At 54.4% G+C, this 16,607-nt stretch carries 13 protein-coding genes; 5 read left to right on the forward strand and 8 right to left on the reverse strand.

The features are described 5' to 3' along the window. Positions 1 to 70: 70 nt before the first annotated feature. Positions 71 to 295 carry a glutaredoxin-like protein NrdH gene (gene nrdH / locus HMPREF2682_RS02285; protein WP_005505794.1) on the reverse strand — a complete coding sequence of 75 codons (225 nt, stop codon included), beginning with the start codon at positions 293 to 295 and terminating at the stop codon, positions 71 to 73. 774 nt (positions 296 to 1,069) lie between these two features. Further along, positions 1,070 to 2,179: an App1 family protein gene (locus HMPREF2682_RS02290; RefSeq protein WP_070678221.1), complete on the reverse strand. Its 1,110-nt coding sequence runs from the start codon at positions 2,177 to 2,179 to the stop codon at positions 1,070 to 1,072. Positions 2,180 to 2,357: 178 nt separating this feature from the next. On the opposite strand from HMPREF2682_RS02290, the gene HMPREF2682_RS02295 reads away from it, so the two are divergent. The 3 genes from HMPREF2682_RS02295 (at position 2,358) to HMPREF2682_RS02305 (ending at position 5,253) form a co-directional block, all read left to right on the forward strand. After that, positions 2,358 to 3,437, forward strand: coding sequence for a polysaccharide deacetylase family protein (locus tag HMPREF2682_RS02295; RefSeq protein WP_070831008.1), 1,080 nt, complete (start codon positions 2,358 to 2,360; stop codon positions 3,435 to 3,437). A 222-nt stretch (positions 3,438 to 3,659) separates the two neighbouring features. Further along, positions 3,660 to 4,406, forward strand: a complete 747-nt coding sequence (locus tag HMPREF2682_RS02300) for a DsbA family oxidoreductase (RefSeq protein ID WP_070831011.1) — start codon at positions 3,660 to 3,662, stop codon at positions 4,404 to 4,406. 262 nt (positions 4,407 to 4,668) lie between these two features. Then, positions 4,669 to 5,253, forward strand: a complete 585-nt coding sequence (locus HMPREF2682_RS02305; protein WP_083321747.1) for an excalibur calcium-binding domain-containing protein — start codon at positions 4,669 to 4,671, stop codon at positions 5,251 to 5,253. A gap of 76 nt (positions 5,254 to 5,329) precedes the next feature. Here HMPREF2682_RS02305 and HMPREF2682_RS09430 read toward each other — a convergent pair whose 3' ends face one another. From HMPREF2682_RS09430 to HMPREF2682_RS02325, 4 genes are all read right to left on the reverse strand, one after another. Beyond that, on the reverse strand, positions 5,330 to 6,493 hold the full coding sequence (locus tag HMPREF2682_RS09430; RefSeq protein ID WP_168167717.1) for a DUF6339 family protein: 1,164 nt from the start codon (positions 6,491 to 6,493) through the stop codon (positions 5,330 to 5,332). Between the two features lie 227 nt (positions 6,494 to 6,720). Next, positions 6,721 to 7,644: a hypothetical protein gene (locus tag HMPREF2682_RS02315; RefSeq protein WP_070831017.1), complete on the reverse strand. Its 924-nt coding sequence runs from the start codon at positions 7,642 to 7,644 to the stop codon at positions 6,721 to 6,723. Positions 7,645 to 7,649: 5 nt separating this feature from the next. Beyond that, on the reverse strand, positions 7,650 to 9,470 hold the full coding sequence (locus HMPREF2682_RS02320) for a hypothetical protein (protein ID WP_141762608.1): 1,821 nt from the start codon (positions 9,468 to 9,470) through the stop codon (positions 7,650 to 7,652). A 250-nt stretch (positions 9,471 to 9,720) separates the two neighbouring features. Next, positions 9,721 to 12,423: a Z1 domain-containing protein gene (locus HMPREF2682_RS02325; RefSeq protein ID WP_070831022.1), complete on the reverse strand. Its 2,703-nt coding sequence runs from the start codon at positions 12,421 to 12,423 to the stop codon at positions 9,721 to 9,723. A gap of 345 nt (positions 12,424 to 12,768) precedes the next feature. On the opposite strand from HMPREF2682_RS02325, the gene HMPREF2682_RS02330 reads away from it, so the two are divergent. Both HMPREF2682_RS02330 and HMPREF2682_RS02335 read left to right on the forward strand, forming a co-directional pair. Then, a complete protein-coding gene (locus HMPREF2682_RS02330; protein WP_246827239.1) occupies positions 12,769 to 13,869 on the forward strand; it encodes a DNA cytosine methyltransferase in 1,101 nt (366 codons plus the stop codon). 218 nt (positions 13,870 to 14,087) lie between these two features. Beyond that, a complete protein-coding gene (locus tag HMPREF2682_RS02335; protein ID WP_070831028.1) occupies positions 14,088 to 15,068 on the forward strand; it encodes a restriction endonuclease PLD domain-containing protein in 981 nt (326 codons plus the stop codon). Positions 15,069 to 15,175: 107 nt separating this feature from the next. Here HMPREF2682_RS02335 and HMPREF2682_RS02340 read toward each other — a convergent pair whose 3' ends face one another. Continuing rightward, complete coding sequence (locus tag HMPREF2682_RS02340) at positions 15,176 to 15,448, reverse strand: hypothetical protein (protein ID WP_239661600.1); 273 nt, start codon at positions 15,446 to 15,448, stop codon at positions 15,176 to 15,178. Positions 15,449 to 15,494: 46 nt separating this feature from the next. Beyond that, positions 15,495 to 16,532, reverse strand: a complete 1,038-nt coding sequence (locus HMPREF2682_RS02345) for a polysaccharide deacetylase family protein (RefSeq protein ID WP_070831031.1) — start codon at positions 16,530 to 16,532, stop codon at positions 15,495 to 15,497. Positions 16,533 to 16,607: the final 75 nt, after the last annotated feature.

The raw sequence follows: 16,607 nt of genomic DNA on the forward strand, positions 1-16,607 counted from the left end.
TACTCCTTATTCTCGTGGGCCGGTGTGGTTCCGTGCCGATTTTCCGTTTGTACGGGTTTCGGCAGGGTTGTTACGCTGCCAGAGCGTTGATCTTGTCGGGCTGGAAGCCGGACCAGTGCTCGTCGCCTGCGATGACGACGGGTGCCTGCATGTAGCCGAGGGACTTGACCATTTCGAGGGCCTGAGCGTCTTCGGTGATATCAACCTTGGTGTAGCTGATACCCTTCGCGTCGAGGGCGCGGTAGGTCATGTTGCACTGGACGCACTGGGGCTTGGTGTACACGGTCACTACCATGGGAGTGCCTCTTACTTTCTCCCGCTCGGGCGGGCTTATCTCGTGAATGAATCTGGCGTGTTTCGTCGGTGGTTCACCACGTGTTATTTACGGCGGGCGCTGTGCCGTCCACTGCCCCCTCCTAGTGGGGCGTGGCGGTTTCCTGCTCTGGGGCAGGGCGCCTAAAAGTGCCGTAGTGGTGGAACCGAGTATTAATACTACATCTAGTGTCGAGATTTTTCTGCACCACAAGATGATGTGGTGCGAGGGTCGTGTTTCGTTCGATAAACCCACAGTTGAACCCACTTAAGAGGGGGTGTCTACAGCTTATCCACACCCTGCCGCGGGGCTAGTTCGCCGTATTTTCGCGGGGTGTGCCGGGTTATCCACAGGTGGGGTTTAAGTTGGTCAGGATTTTTAAGGGTTCATTCGCCCGCTGAGTTGAGGTTCAGTTAACCTCATGTATGCGTTTGGGGGCATAAAACCCGGCAGATTCGGGCTTGATTTTAAAGAGATTTCCGCTCTCACCCGTTCTTGCGCGGAACGGCGCGGTTTTAAAGCAGAACGGACTTTCTTAAAGGCGGGGGTTAACCCCCTTCGAGCGGGTTTAAGCTATGTGATTAAGGCTGTAGAAAAGATTTTTAACTCTTTTTCAGCAGCCGGTGTGTCGTGGGTTTAAGTTGGTTAATTCCGCTGAAACACCAAAACCCACCGCATATACCGGCATTTCGCGGTATTTGCGGTGGGTTTACTGGGTATCCATGCTGGTTTTAGCAACCGGTGAGCAGTAACCGGCTAGAAATCGATCAGGCCCAGCTCGCGCAGCTTCTTGCTGAGCGTTACGCCATCGGTGGCTTCAATCCACAGCGGCGAGCGCATCATCTGTTCGGCGCGGTAGTCGCTCCACACGCGGCCGGAGGCGAGCATGGTCTCCCCCACGGTCAGGTTGCGGATGACGATTGCCGCCACGTTGTCCGGGTAGCGTACCGCGAAGCCGTTGTAGATGTACGGGTCGCGCTGCCCGTCGTCGCCGACGAGGATCCACTTCATCTGCGGGAATTCCTCGGCGAGGCGGCGCAGGGACTCGACCTTGTGGTTGGTTCCGGAGCGGAACCAGCGGTCGGGGGTGGGGCCCCAGTCGGTGAGCAGGAACGTGCCGCGCGGGTAGCCGTTGCGGCTGAGGAAGCGGCGCAGGGTCGGGGTGATGTTCCAGGCGCCGGTAGACAGGTACATGAACGGCGCATCCGGGTGGCTGCGGCGGATACGGTCGGTCATGACCGCCATGCCGGGGGTGGGGATGCGTGCATGCTCGTCGAGGATGAAGGAGTTCCAGGCGGCGACGAGGGGGCGCGGCAGCATGGTGACCATGACGGTGTCGTCGACGTCCATGATGACGCCGAGCTTCTGGCTTTCGGGAACGATGTAGACGCTGGTTGCTACGGCGCGAGAGCCGGGCACGTACATGATGACTTCGTGCATGCCGGGTTCCAGGTCGATGCTGAGTTTGACGTCGAGTACGCCACCGCGGTCGGTGTACGCCTCGTACTTGGTGCCGTCGATGACGATGGTGACGGGCGCGTCGGACATTGCGGTGGCGGTGAAGGAGCGCCAGCCGCGCATGGGGTTGGCGGTGTCTTGGGTGCCTTCTACGACCTGTAGCAGGCGTTCGAGGTTGACCGTCTTGTAGAGTGCGCGGGCGATGACGCGGACCCAGCCGGGGTTTCCTTCGGAGGCGGCGCGTCCGTAGCCTTCGGTGGGCACCAGGATAGGCTCGCGACCGGCGGCGATGGCACGCTTTTCGCGCCACCTGTGCAGCCGGTCTGCAACACGGTAGCCGATGTTGACAGCCTCGTCGGCAGCATCGTTCACAAGGTTGCGCAGTTCGTGAGTGCCCAAATTCTCCATCCCACTAGTGTAGCGGAGCGTTACCGGCTTGCGGCTTCTTGGTTCTGTGTTCTTACGCCTAGTTCTTATACCTATTAATACTGTGGTGCTGAGCTCGCGGTGTGATGTGCGCATTATTTAGGGGTGTATGTGCTGTTCAGATTCGTTCCTTGCAGGTGGGGGCGTTATCCTGGAAGGTATGACCCACTCACAGCCTAATCGCCGACTTTTTGTGCTCGGCACTGCTATGCTTCCGCTGATTGCTGCCTGCTCGAAGAAGTCGAATGACTACGACGGCACCAGCGGTAATTTCACTCCGTATCAGGCTGGCGGCGAGACCTCTGCTGCCGCTACTCGCCCCGCCGCAACGAATTCGCCGACGGTTGCCGCTGCTGGCAACCCGGTTGATAAGCCGCGCGAATGGCCCGGCATCGGCAACTCCCTCGTTGGTGACGGCAAGTATGTTGCGTGGACTGTTGATGACGGCGCGAGCCCGGAGGCGATTCGCGGCTACGCTGAGTTCTCGAAGCGTACGAATACTCGCCTGACGTTCTTCATTAACGCGTCGTACACCGGTTTCAAGGAGCACGTGTCGCTGTTGCGTCCGCTGGCTCAGAGCGGCCAGATTCAGATTGCGAACCACACCTACAGCCACGCCGACCTGACCACCCTGGACGCTGAGGGCGTGAAGGAAGAGTTGCAGCGTAACGAAGACGAGATTATGAGCATGTTCGGTGTCTCGTCGAAGCCGTACTTCCGCCCGCCGTACGGCCGCTACAACGATGCGGTGCTGAAGGCTGCTGGCGAGATTGGTTTTACCCGCCCGGTCATGTGGAACGGCACCACCGGTGACGAGGCGAAGACCAGCTCCCGCGTGATTTACATGCGCTGCATCCGATACATGCTGCCGCAGCAGATTGTGCTGGGCCACCTGAACTACGAGACGATCATCCCGATCCTGGATAAGGTGAAGGGTCTGATTGATGACCGCGGCCTGACTGCGGTGACGGTTCGTGACTACTACGGTGACGCATCCGAGGAAGAGATTAAGGCGGCGGCACCTTCGCCGACCCCCACCCCGGAGGAGCACACCCCCTCCCCCGAGGCGACCACGGAGGCAGCCCCTACCCCGGAGCCGACCACTGAGGCTCCGACTCAGGCACCGACCACCCGCTATGAGGATGAGGTTGCGGCTAGCCAGCAGGCGACGACCGCACCTGCGGCTACGACTGCTCCCGCGGCTACTGCCACTACCGCACCGGCGCCCGCCCGCCGATAGGTTGGTGTAGACCTTCCCTGGTGAAGCCCCCTTGACCCGGTTCCCGTACGGACATTCCTGTATTGAGATTCTGTACGGACCGGGGCGAGGGGGCTTTGCCGTGCCCGGCGGGAATACGTACCGGGGATAAACCCGGCGGGAATAAGCACGGCACCCCGGGCGTTGAGTGAGCGTATAGTGGCGGCAGTGTGCCGCATCCGAGTGTGAGAGGAATAGACGACAATGCGTATTGATATTTGGTCCGATATTGTGTGCCCCTTCTGCTACGTGGGCAAGCGTAATCTGGAGCTGGCGCTCGCCGAGTTTGAGCACCGTGACGAGGTTGAGGTGGTGTGGCATAGTTTTGAGCTGGACCCGTCGGCTACGGAGCATCCTGCCGGTTCGCTACCTGAGCTGATTGCTGGTAAGTATCAGATGCCGCTGGAGCAGGCGATTGCGAGCCAGGAGTCGTTGGCGGAACGTGCCCGCGAGGTGGGTTTGGATTTCAATTGGCGGCAGGCGCGGTACGGTAATACGTTTGATGCGCACCGTGTGATTCATTATGCGGCGGAGCAGGGTTTGGCGTCGGCGGCGCAGGAGGCGTTTAAGCTGGCGTACTTTACGGAAGGCCGTTCGGTGCAGGATCACGAGTCGATCCTGAATATCGCCTCTGAGATTGGCCTGGATACTGCCGAGGTTGAGGCAGTGCTGAAGAGCGACCGCTACGCGGCGGATGTGCGTGCCGATGAGCAGTTGGCGCGTCAGCTGGGTATTAATGGTGTGCCGTTCTTTTTGATTGAGTCGAAGTGGGCGGTCAGTGGTGCGCAGCCTGCGAAGATGCTGGTGCAGGCGCTGCGTCAGGTGTGGGAGGAGACTCACCGCGTTGAGTTCCTGAACCCGCTGGCGGGCGCGGCTGGTGGCGCTAACGCCGCGGGTGCCAATGCCGCGGAGGCGGGTCCGTCCTGCGATGTGAACGGCAACTGCTCCTAGTATCTGCTGAGGGAGGCGCGGCGGGGGTGCTACTCCCCTAGCTCTCCCCGGCTCATACAGCCGTAGATAGAGAGAAGCCCCCTTGTGCCGGTTCTGTGCGAACCGGCGCAAGGGGGCTTCGCCGTGCCCGCACATTGTATCTTTCCTTGTTGGACTCTTTGTGGGCGGCTCGATATTGTCTGCGGGTGGGGTTGTTTTCCTTTACACTGGAGTGTGTGTTCTACGGTGAACACGCTTGTCCACTCACTTCTAAAGGAATATTGTGTTGAAAATTCACGCCGCGACCGCTGGTGTTCTTGCGGGTGCTCTGCTTCTGACCGGTTGTTCTTCGTCTGTTCGTGCTCCGAAGTCTACGCCGTCTGCGTCATCGTCGGCTTCTGCTTCGGCTAGCCCCTCTGTTTCGGCTTCCCCTACCGCTTCTTCGACGCCGAGTGCGTCTGCGTCTCCTTCGGAGTCTGCTACCCCGACGGTAACCCCGTCTCCGGTTCCGACTACTGAGGCTCCCGTGCAGGCACCGGCTACTGAGGCACCTTCCGCGGAGGCGCCGGCGGCTCCGGTTTCCGAGGCTCCCGCGCAACAGGCTGAGCCTGTTCAGCAGGCGCCGGTAGCTACGGAGGCGCCTGTCCAGCAGGCACCCGCGCAGGCTCCGGCGGCTGAGGCTCCCGCTCAGCAAGCTCCCGCGCAGCCGGTTCAGCAGGCTCCTGCGCGGTCGAGTGTTTACTACGAAACATGCGCTGATGCTCGTGCGGCTGGTGCGGCGCCCCTGCATCGTGGCGAGCCGGGTTACCGCCCGGGTCTAGATAAAGACGGTGACGGCGTGGCGTGCGAGCCGAAGAAGAAGCACTAAGCTTCTACCCCCAGATATGACGAAGCCCCCTTGTGCCGGTTCTTAGTTGAACCGGGGCAAGGGGGCTTCTTAGTTTTTAGCGCTTCCAGGGCATGTTGCCCCAGAACTGTCCCATCTTAGATTTGGGAGGAGTGAGCTTGCTCCTGTGAGTCTTAGCTTCAGAATCCTGCTCATTAGCTTCTTCGTCCGCGGTTACTTCAGGGCTTGCCTGTTCCAGCTTGGCCTTGAGCTTGCTCTGCGGAGTTCGAAGACGTAACGGACGTTCCTCGGGTTCCTCGTCAACGTAGTACCCGTACTGCATTGAGCTGAAGGGGTTTGATTCACGGAATTCGCTAACCGGCACGAAGAAGGGCTGAGATTCCGCTGGTTCCTGAGCATCAGGTTCCTCAGGTTCGATAGCCTCAGCAACCTCGGAATCTGCAGACTCTTCCTCCTCTTCAGACTCCTCGTCCGAGAAATCCTCGTAGTAGCTTTCGTCGTACTCGTCAGCCTCGATATCCAAGTCTTCTGAGTCTTCCAGCTCTTCAACCTCTACGTCTTCCGACTCTTCGATTTCTACGTCTTCGGCTTCGTAGTCTTCTAAAGCTTCGGATTCCGTATCCCAGGTACCTTCATCCTGTTCTTCGGTAATACCCTCCTGCAGCTTGAAGGCCTCGATAACCTCATTCTTGATGACCTCAAGGAGTGCGCACATATCCTCGTACGATTTGTGCTGCACCATCTCAACGCCCATACGCACCGTGAGTTCTTCCGCGATTTTACGTTTGAGCCTACGAGCAGATACTCCCCTCTCCAAACCATAATCGCTGGGGGCACCCACAGAGTTTAGGGTTCGAGCGAGAGCCAACGCCAAATTACGGTTCGTCGAGATAGAGGTTCGGTCCAGAATCTGGTTGAGGTCATCTTCCGTGAGGTAGCCTCCCTCATCCATAACCTCACCCAGGAGATCATAAGTCAGCCAGGTGCGACGTAGGACGTGGCGGCGCAGGTTGCCGATATGTCGGTCCTTATTTGACGGGGCAAAACGCGCAAAAGCAGCTGCTGGAAGAACCCGCAAACCGATAAACTGCCATACCTCAATAGATTCAGCTTCACCACGAATCATATGCAGATTCTTGTGCAGAGATTTACCGATACGGTGAGAGTACTCGTACTTCCACTTATCCCGATCATCAGAAAAAGCCTCTAGACTATCGAGTTCCTTATCGATGATTCTGCGGAGTTTATCCAGAGTCGGCATTGGAATTTCGTTTCCGCCGATATTGAGAATCTCTAGATTCGTGTCGATTGCTCCACAATCTACATTGTGTAGCGGAACTCCAGAGTTTTTCCATTCCTGCAACTCTATACCCGCTAGAAAATCTTCCAGGCGGTAGTAAAGATACTGTTCTTCCTGCTCTGCAGGTGCCTGAGTATTCTCAGGGCTAGTGTCCTGCTGGGCAGGCTCCACGTTCTGTTGAACCATACCTACTTCCATCCCTTCTGCATGTACCCGGTAATACCATCGATTTTGCTCTGCACAGAATTCCAATCCCTTTTCAGTGCATCAATAAGTTCCGGAATCGTCATTGAGAAATTTTCTTTAATAATCCTCTGGGTGACGATTTGGAAATCTTCGCAATTTCCTTCAGTGACTTCTTTCTGTGACGTATACAAAGAAGCCTCTTTCAGATGAGAAATATAGATCTCTCGAACAAGAGTTGCCAGGAAATCTCGAGAAATAGCGGGTTCTAGGATTTCATAGTCCTTTTCATCCCCTCGCACCAAAGCCTTACAAACCGGGTGTTTTGTATTCACAAATACTCGCACGCATCGTGAATACAGTGCTTCCGGGTCGCTAGCGTCGCATCTTACAACCCATGGCGCGTTTTTATCCCACTCTCGCACTCGAGAAAAATCAAGCTGCGAGAATGGCATACCAGCGCCCTTAGCGCTCAAAGACAGGCTGTCCTCTTGCACAGCGATATAGGCGGTTTCATCGGTGTTATATCCATCGATATTTAGGGCACCCGCCAACAGAGCTGCCCGGAGTTTCAGTTCTCCCGCAACCTTACGTCCAGGAACCTTGGCGCTAACAACCGCGACAAATGATTCCGAATCAAGCTGAATATCTCGGCTCTCTTCAATGACGCTCCAGTGGGTCGGTCGACACTGAACCTCACAAATCAGTCGAGGCAGAGACTCCTCATTGCCCAGTACTCGACGGATTCCTTCAAGACGTACTTTGACAGAGATGGAGAGCTCCAGATCAGTATCGTAATCCCAGTTGGAGGGCAACTTATCCGGGTCAACAATTTCGCCGTTCTGAGTACGAATATCCCATTCACCCCATTCCACTTCATGCGGGAAAAGGGTGAGATGAGGATATGCCTTTACGCGCTTACCTACCATAGCTATTAGCCCTCCACCTCAAAAATATAGGTCTTACCCTTACGCAACGTGATGACCACAGACCCCTGGTTCTCCTCGGAATCATCAGGGCCGTCCCACTGCACATAAACATGGCCCGCCCTTTGGGTGTCGTTAGCATCAGGGCCCCAGCCTTCGCTCCAAGAAGGCTCAAGATCGTGAGAGTCCGTGTACTCCAGAGTCCTCTCATCACCGGTTGCGATAGAGGCCTTGATACCGATACGCTGACCAGCCTTCCAAGCACTACTGCAGGAGAAGCTAATGAAATACTGAACGTAATCAGGGTTCTGCGGGTGAACACCAGTCATTGCTGCAGACTCAATCGATACCGAGGCACGACGAACAACGCCACCAGGGCGCTTTTTGTTCTTACCTTCGTCCTCGTCTATCAACTCAGTATTGACACCGCCTCCGGTGGACATAATCGGATTGAATCGAGCAAGCTTCTGAGAAATCTTCGACAAGGAGCCCAGCGACCCGCTATCGCGCTTAGTGTCCTTCGACTCAAACAGGCTCTTCAAACTCTTAGTGATATTTGAAGCAGCATAAACAACAATGTTTTTGTGCTTAGCGTTTTCGAGAGAGCTCGGGTTCCATTCGTCATGGGCTGGAGGTTCAGCCTCTCGGAAGGCAACATCCGTTTCAAGGTCGGGTTTGAAAACGCCGTACCAGGTGGCCTTCGAGTCATCCAAGTCATTTACCTTTCGGTACTGGACAACCAATTCAGCCTCATTACGCATCAAACACACAGTGTTTTGCGGATAGATGGACCTTTCAGCAGTACTATCGTATGCACCTAGCACAATTTTAAGGTACCCAATGTTATAGGAGTCCCTTGTGCGTTTAAAAATGTAGCCCTTATACCGGAAAACTCCATCAAACGATTCAAAGTCAATATTTTTATGCTCTGACATTTTTCGGACATCATTAAGAGCCGAGCACAGCTGCTCAATTCCCTTATATTCAGGCTTATTCTTAAGGTTCTGAATCAAGACAGGATTATTGTTAATCCTGATATCCATAGACCTATTTCCATCTTCAACATCCAATTTGGGCCAAAGATGGTACATCACGATATTTTGAATCTTTTCGTGGGAACGGTCAATAATTTGATCCGGCTCATCCGGAATCTTACCTTCATCATCTGATACTTCCATAAGCTCCGCAGGCTTTGCATCAACGATAAGAATTGAAGTGCCAGTTTCTCCGTCATTAAAGTGACGAGAGAAAATTTCTTTACCCAGCAGACGAGCACGTTCTCCCGTCAACGGGAGAATGTTACCCGTTCCCTTAACTGTTGGCCCCTCATATCCCCACCAATGGCGACCGGTGTAGTTTCGGCCGTCATACGTATATTCTTTGCCTAGGGCAACAGCAATAAGTCGGTAATCAATCTCGCCAGTTTTGGTCTTAAAGGCAGACCAGTAAATAACGGACTGAGACTCGCTCATATTGAAAGCAGCCGTTTTGCCGAAGCCGTATGAGCCGCCGTTACCTTGACCCTTGTTATCGCTGCCAAGATTCATCGTGAGGTTAACGAAGTTCTGGCTCTCCCCTTCCTCAACAGCTTCGTCGGGACGGTCCGGACCATCAAGACCGACGGTGCCACGGTCCCAGAACTCCAAGAAGTAGACGTCGCTACGGTTAAAAGTCTGGTCTAGACCCGTGTACTTGCTGTGAATCTCAAAACCAGCTGCAAATACCTCGTTCCGTAAGGTATTCAGCACACCTGAGTCAGCACGCCGAACCAAGCAACCGAACTCTGGCATGTGTCCTTCGAGGCGTGCATCCCACGAGTTCTGAGCCATCTCTCGGGTCACCAGAGCAAGCGGACTCAGATTGGGTCGACCCAGGGTACGCGAGGCACCTCGAGCAGATATTGAACCAGTGTTTTTAGGAAGGGGGAACCAGTTAAGGGTCATGGTGTTAACTCCTAGTCTGCGATATGCTACGACTCTTTAGAGCACTAGTACATAGTGTTAAGAACTCTGGGGTGGCATCAAATCGCCACCCCAGAGCATATTTACCTCAGTTATAGGTTATAAAATTTACTTGGAATCAGCCGTCGTAGTCACCTTCATTATCATCATCCAAATCAAGGAAAGAGTTATCTTCTTCCTGCTCTTCCTCATCAGGTTCAGGATTGTTAGTCTCGACTGCGACGAAGTGACCATCTCCAGAACCAGCTACCTGCGGCAGTAGAACAGCGTGCAACACGACAGGAGCGGTAGCGTCCAAATCTCGACGGGCAGCCTTACCCTCAGAAGGAGATTGAGGGTTCACTACATAGATAACCAGAAGCGGAGTATTTCCATTCAGATAACGAAGAGCGGGCCACTCCTTTTCCTTTACATTCTTAAATTTATCCGGGTCTTTCAAGATTCCTGCATCTGCAAGAATCTTGAGGTCCACAACCTCTGAACCAGCTACAGTAAGAGCACCCAAATCCGTAACCCCCGGCTCAGAGTTAATCTCTGCGCTACGGTTTGCCATACGAATATCAAGACCCGCAAAATTACGCTGAATCATATTCTTCCTGGTACCGGAATAGATAATAACATTCCAGTCCTGATCAACATACTTGCCAATCCATTCAACCATTTTGCCCATAACAGTCTTGTTATGCGAAGGATGAATCTCAAAATCTTTAAGGTAGGTAAGAACGATTTCTACAGGGACCTCCGTAAAGAGGTAGCTTCCGTTATTCTTACCTCGCAGAGCCTCCTGACTACCAGAAATAGTGTTAACAAGCGACTCGAATACCTGAATATTGCGGTTCAGGACTTCGGCATTCTTCTCGTCAAAACGAGTCAGCTGATGCAACTTACCAGTGAAATCAACATTGAGAACCTTTGCGTGGCGCATTTTGTTCGGAGCAGTCACCTGCAAAACGCCAGGGTGGGTACGAATCTTCACTCCAACGGTCTTAGGAGAATTACCCTTTCTGCGAATCTCTTCACGAATCTCTTCTTCCACACCGGCAAGGTGGCGGTAGTATGACTGGATACCACCGGTAGTCCACAAACGAATGAGATCTTCATACATGGGACGGAAACCAAACCAACGGCCCATCTGGAGAAGAGTATCGTAGGTCTTGCTCGTCCTGATGTAGTAGGAGCTAATGAGTCCTTCAAGAGTCAAACCACGGGCGAGAGTATTACCGCCGACAACAACATAGGTGGCTGGTGAATCTGCAATGTACTCCAAGCGTTCTTCCGAAGACCCGTTCTCCACAATGCACTTAGTCTCACAGATAGTCTCGTATACAGCAGGCTTCAGCTCATCCCATTCAGGGTAAATCGCTTCGGGGCGGACGGCCTGCATGCGAACAACTTCGCGCTCGTACAGGCTCTGCATGGCATCGTCAATATCAGGCTTACCGTAGTTTTCCTGAAGCTCAGAGATGTAGTTCTTGATAATCTCATATGCCTCAAAATGTGCCTCTACCCTCTGGGAGAAGTGAATCAGCATCGAGCTGTGCTGCTTCTTCTGAGCACGACGACGGCGAAGAGCCGTGGCAATCATAAACCACAGCACTGCATCTTCCAGGCTAGATACCATCTTAGGTGCATACACTGCACCTTCCTTTGCTTCCTTAGCGGTCGGCGGACGTAGAACCTTTGCATCATCCTCAGAAATAGGGCGCACCGCGTCGATATCCAGACCGTCGTCAAGTGTACCGTCTGCATTTTCACTAGCCCAGAATGGGGTGCCGAAAATACGCGATGCACCGACGTATCCCTTTGGCTGCTCTAGAGCATAAATAAAGTCAGAAGGGTACAGTCCGGGGTAACGCTCAATATCCTCACCTTCAGGGTTATCGGAATTACTAGACTTCACATGCTCGGTATAGCGCTCCTCATCATCAGGATTCATCAGCACATTTGCAAACGGAGTTGCGGTATAAGCCACGTACGATCCCGTAGAGACCTGGTCCCAAATCTGACGGAGAAGACGATTAATACTCGAGTATTCTTCATCTTCCTTCGCAGTGTTGGGGGTTGCCTGGTCTGACTCATCATCAATGATAAGCACAGGCACATTATCAAGAAGACCTTCTTTGTTTGCTACCTCCAATTTATGCAGAAGGTTCTCCAAGCGACGAGAGTTCTTCTTCACAACAGCAAAGAAAACAATATCCTTACCTTTGAATCCCCACTGAATAGGTTTCCAAGAAATATCGCCGGTGACGTCAGTCAGAGGCCGGACACCCTTGTACTCATCACATGCAGACAATACATCATTATCCAAACGTTCCTGAGTCTGGCGACGAAGGTTGTTATACATGCCCGCCAAAACAATGACGAAACGGTAACCCTCATCAACTGCCTTGGCGATAACCGCCGAGAAGTTCGCAGTTTTACCAGACTGAACGTAGCCAACGACGAGTCCCTTACGCTTCAGATCTTTTGCATTGGGATCTGCCAAAAATCCAACAACCTTATTGGATTCCCGGTGGATAGTCGAAGCACCTTCCTTGCCAATCTTAGCCTTGAGTTCCTCATGGAGGATAGACCAAATAGGGGTGTCAGGCTTGGTGGTATCGTACCAAGACTCCTTCATTCCCTTAGCTTCTGTTGCTTGACGCTTCTGGATGCTACGAAGTGCTTCCTCGTAGCTGGGAACGACCATCTCCTCCGTAACAACGCCTGAGTCAAGCAGTCCGTCAATTGCTAGGCGACATGCTTCTTCATACGAAATGTGTTCCCGGGCAGCAATGTCATAAATCCGCTGCTCCGGCTTGGAAATTTCCTCAGCCATTTTTCTCCTCATTGAAAAATAGAAATGTGAGTGACTACAGAAGCCGTTGATTGGCTTCCTCTGTGAGTTTAGCACTCGTTCTCACACGTCAGCACAGTTTTTCGTCATTCCTAGCATTATTTTTTAAACGCGATTAGTAGGCCATACATCACACTTAGCACCCTATCTACCACATTCCGTTGCTGAATCCAGAATACGGGCTAAGCTGCTAAAATTAGTATTTTTATTTAAAATTTTCAGGTACACCTCAACACCCTGCGAGCACGCATAGGTACTTGATACTTTCTACACTCGGAGAACCTTATGGCTGAGAAGCACACATCATCCTCACCCAAAACCTACAAAATGGGAGAGCTCTTCTGCGGTCCCGGCGGCATTGCCTTGGGCGCACACAACGCCGCAGATAAGGTTCCGGGCATCGAAATTGAGCACGCCTGGGCTAATGACTACGACCCCACGACTGCAGATACCTACCGCGAAAACACCCCCGGTGCGTCTGAAGAGACCGTGTACGTCGGTGATGTCCGCGAGCTTGATACCGACACCCTGCCTCCGATTGATGGCTTTGCGTTCGGTTTTCCCTGCAATGACTTCAGCCTCGTAGGAAAGCAGAAAGGCCTAGAGGGTAAATACGGTCCTCTCTATACCTATGGAATCCACGTGCTCAAGAGCCATAAACCTGAATGGTTTGTGGCGGAAAACGTGGGTGGTCTTTCTGGCGCTAATGCAGGTACCGCATTTCCCTACATCCTACGAGAAATGCAGCGTGCGGGGTACACCGTTGTCGCTCATAAATACCGCTTTGAGGAGTACGGCCTCCCCCAGGCTCGACACCGAATCATTATCGTAGGCCTACATAATGACCTTATTGCCAGCGGCAAAGAATTCAAGGTTCCGAAACCCACCACTCCCGAACCTTCGATGATGCGCACCGCTAAGCAGGCGCTTACCGAGCCTCCCATCCCCGAGTGGGCAACCAACAATGAGCTCACTCGCCAGTCTGAGGTGGTGAAGCAGCGCCTCGCTTACATCAAACCCGGCGAGAACGCTTTCAACGCTACCGATATGCCTGAGGAACTGCGCCTCAATGTGCGTGGCGCTAAGCTCAGCCAGATTTATAAGCGGCTGGACCCCAATAAGCCCGCATACACTGTCACCGGATCCGGCGGCGGCGGCACGCACATCTACCATTGGGAAGAGCCCCGCGCCCTCACCAACCGCGAGCGCGCACGCCTGCAGACGTTCCCTGACTGGTACAAGTTCATCGGCAACAAGGAGAATGTACGCCGCCAGATTGGCATGGCGGTTCCCCCGGACGGTGCGCAGGTCATATTCGAAGCTCTATTCAATACGCTTATGGAGAATGACTACGACGGTATTGAACCGAATATTGATGTAGATGAGCGCATTCGTGAACTTGAGAAGAAAGAAGGCACTCTTTTCTAAGTAAAAGAGAACGTATTCCCATGGAATTTTACTCGTCACTCATGGGCGACAACCTCGCTGAGCTTGTTCTCCAATCGCCGTATCCTAAGGATGATTGCGCCGGACACGAACTGTGGGCGGTTACCGGATATATCTCGCGAACTACCATTCTCAGTGCGCTGTATCAGGCTGATTTTACCCCCGGACGACGCTCTAAGGAGGGTGGTCATTGGGGTGAGATGAGCAAGTTTACCCCGACCTCTACCACGCCGAAGATTCATCTTCTGATTGGTATGGCACGAGACGGTGCGGTGAGCATTACGACCCATGAAATCCTCAAGGGGTGGGTCAAGGCTAGTCGCGGGTACCTGGATATTCGTTACCCGGATCCTCGCGTCTCTCCCCTGGTGCATACCAAGCTCTACGCTTGGGCGCAGAACGGCTCCTTCGATATTGCCTACGCTGGCTCGGCTAACCTGTCGACGGACGGTCTCAATATCGGTCGTGACGCTTCGGAATGTCAGCAGGAGAACATTCTTGTGCCGGTGTCGGTGGAGTATGCGGAGAACTATACCGATACGCTTTTCGGCGCTTCGCTGAGCTGCACCGACCCTGTGGTTGATTCTCTCTTCACCTTCCCAGAAGCGCCCGCGGACGTCCTGGCGAATAAGTCTCTACCTCCGGTTCCTCCGCTCCCCGAGCCTGAGACGGAACGCGAGGAAAGGTTGAAGGACTTCTCCTCCATCAAGCTGTACCTGTACAGCCACGCGAGTAAGGGCTCTTCGTACAACTGCGGTTCCGGCATTAACTGGGGTCTGCGAGATATCCGAGCCAATAAGGATGAAGCCTACTTTGCGGTTCCCGCGAACATTGGGCGGTCCAACTTCTTCCCTGTGAAGAACACTCCCATTGTGGTGCACTGCGATGACGGTGAAGACCTCATTATGCGTGTTGCCAGCGGTTCCGACCGCTGCGGTAAGGATATGTCGACCATCCCGAACTCCGAGCTTGGCTCTTATATTCGTAAGCGCATGGGCCTCGACGAAGGCACCAAGGTCGGCATTCGCGAACTGCTCGATTACGGTCGAACCTACGTCACCATCACCCGCACCTCCGAGGGCAACTACTATCTGGATTTCTCGCCCGAGACTGCAGAACCTGATGAGTTTGCAATGCAGACCCCGGAGATTGTCAACGAGTTTTCCCACGAGGACGACTAGCACCCCCGGCTAATGCAGCCCCAGATATAGCGAAACCCCCTCGTACTATTTCTAGTACGAGGGGGCTTCGTCATATCAGCCTCGTTCTGTCAGCTCAGCCGGTGAGGTTAGCGCGGCTGGTAGGCGCGGGCACGCTCAGCACGAGCACGGCGCGCCTCCGCATCCTGCAGGACCGGCACCAGCATACGCACCACCTGGCCCATGCCACGCAGCACCAAATTCAGCCACAAACCCACAGACCACACCGCCGCCACACGCGGATGCCCCGTGCGCATCCACCGCACACCCAGAAAAGACAGCGAGTAATACAGCAGAAGCAGCAGCGACTCACGGAAGCGGTGCACCTGCCGAAGGAGAGGGTTCTGAGGAAGCTTCATCATGCCTCCCAGTATACCCACCGGAACCCCTCGCCGGGTCTCCCCCGCACTACCCGTAATAGTCGCGAATCGTCACCGTCGTCAACCCGCGCCGATCCAACAACGCCCGAATACGGTCCAGCTCAGACACCACACCCCGATAATTCAAATGCCCAATCACAATATGCTGAGCCAACGCATACTTCTCCGCATAGGCATACACCTCAGCCGAAGAAATATTAGACGAATCCGCCAACGACCCGTACCACAGAACCGGGCGCGTAAAACCACACGACGCCGCAGCCGCCAACACGCGCGCATCATAATACCCGTACGGCGGGCGGAAATACGGCTTCGACGACACCCCAAACAGCCGCCTAATCTCCTCATCATTACGGGTCAGCTCCTGAACAATCTGCTCATCCGTCAGGCTCGTCAACGCCGCATGACTATACGTATGGTTCGCAATCTGCAGCTGGCCGCTCTTCACCAGCGGCAACAACAGGTCACGATGCTGCTTAAACGCCGGGTACTGACCGTTGATAAAGAAGGTGAGGCGTGTGCCGGTACGGCGAGAAAACTCCGCGTAGGCGCGTACCACCTCCGGGTCGGCGCCGTCATCGACCGTCCACGCAATATACTTGCCCTCACCGGGCAGGCCGGTCTGCGGGCCGTCCCAGGCACGAGCCGCAGGGACCGGGTTCGAGGAGGTTGCGGATGCAGAAGCCGTCTGAGATGCCGCGGCGGTCGGGGATGCGGTCCCCGATGTGGAGCTAGTTGCAGATGGGGAGGGGGTAGCCGAGGAGCTTGCCGAAGAAGTCGCCGAGGCACTACCCGACGCACTACCGGACGGGGTGCCGCCCGATGCTGACCCGCTAGCCGCCCCGTGGGTGCCTTCCGCCGCGGAGGGGGTGCAACCGGTCAAGCCAAGACCCAGCACGCCGAAGCCCACCGCGCCCAAACCAAAGGTACCAACGTGGTGAAGTAGTTCGCGGCGACCCATGGAGGCGCGGGCAGAAGTACCCGCTGCCGCTCGGTCAGCGGCGGGGTCAGCGATAGCGGATTGACGAGGAGTGATAGGTGTTTCTGAGTGTGGAACAGTGTTCATATTATGAGTGTATGATGAGACCGCCGTTAGATATCGAAAAATTCAAAATATTACTTAATGATTAACAACGGCGCT

This window comes from Rothia sp. HMSC061D12 (assembly GCF_001836735.1).
In the GTDB taxonomy this organism is placed as follows: domain Bacteria; phylum Actinomycetota; class Actinomycetes; order Actinomycetales; family Micrococcaceae; genus Rothia.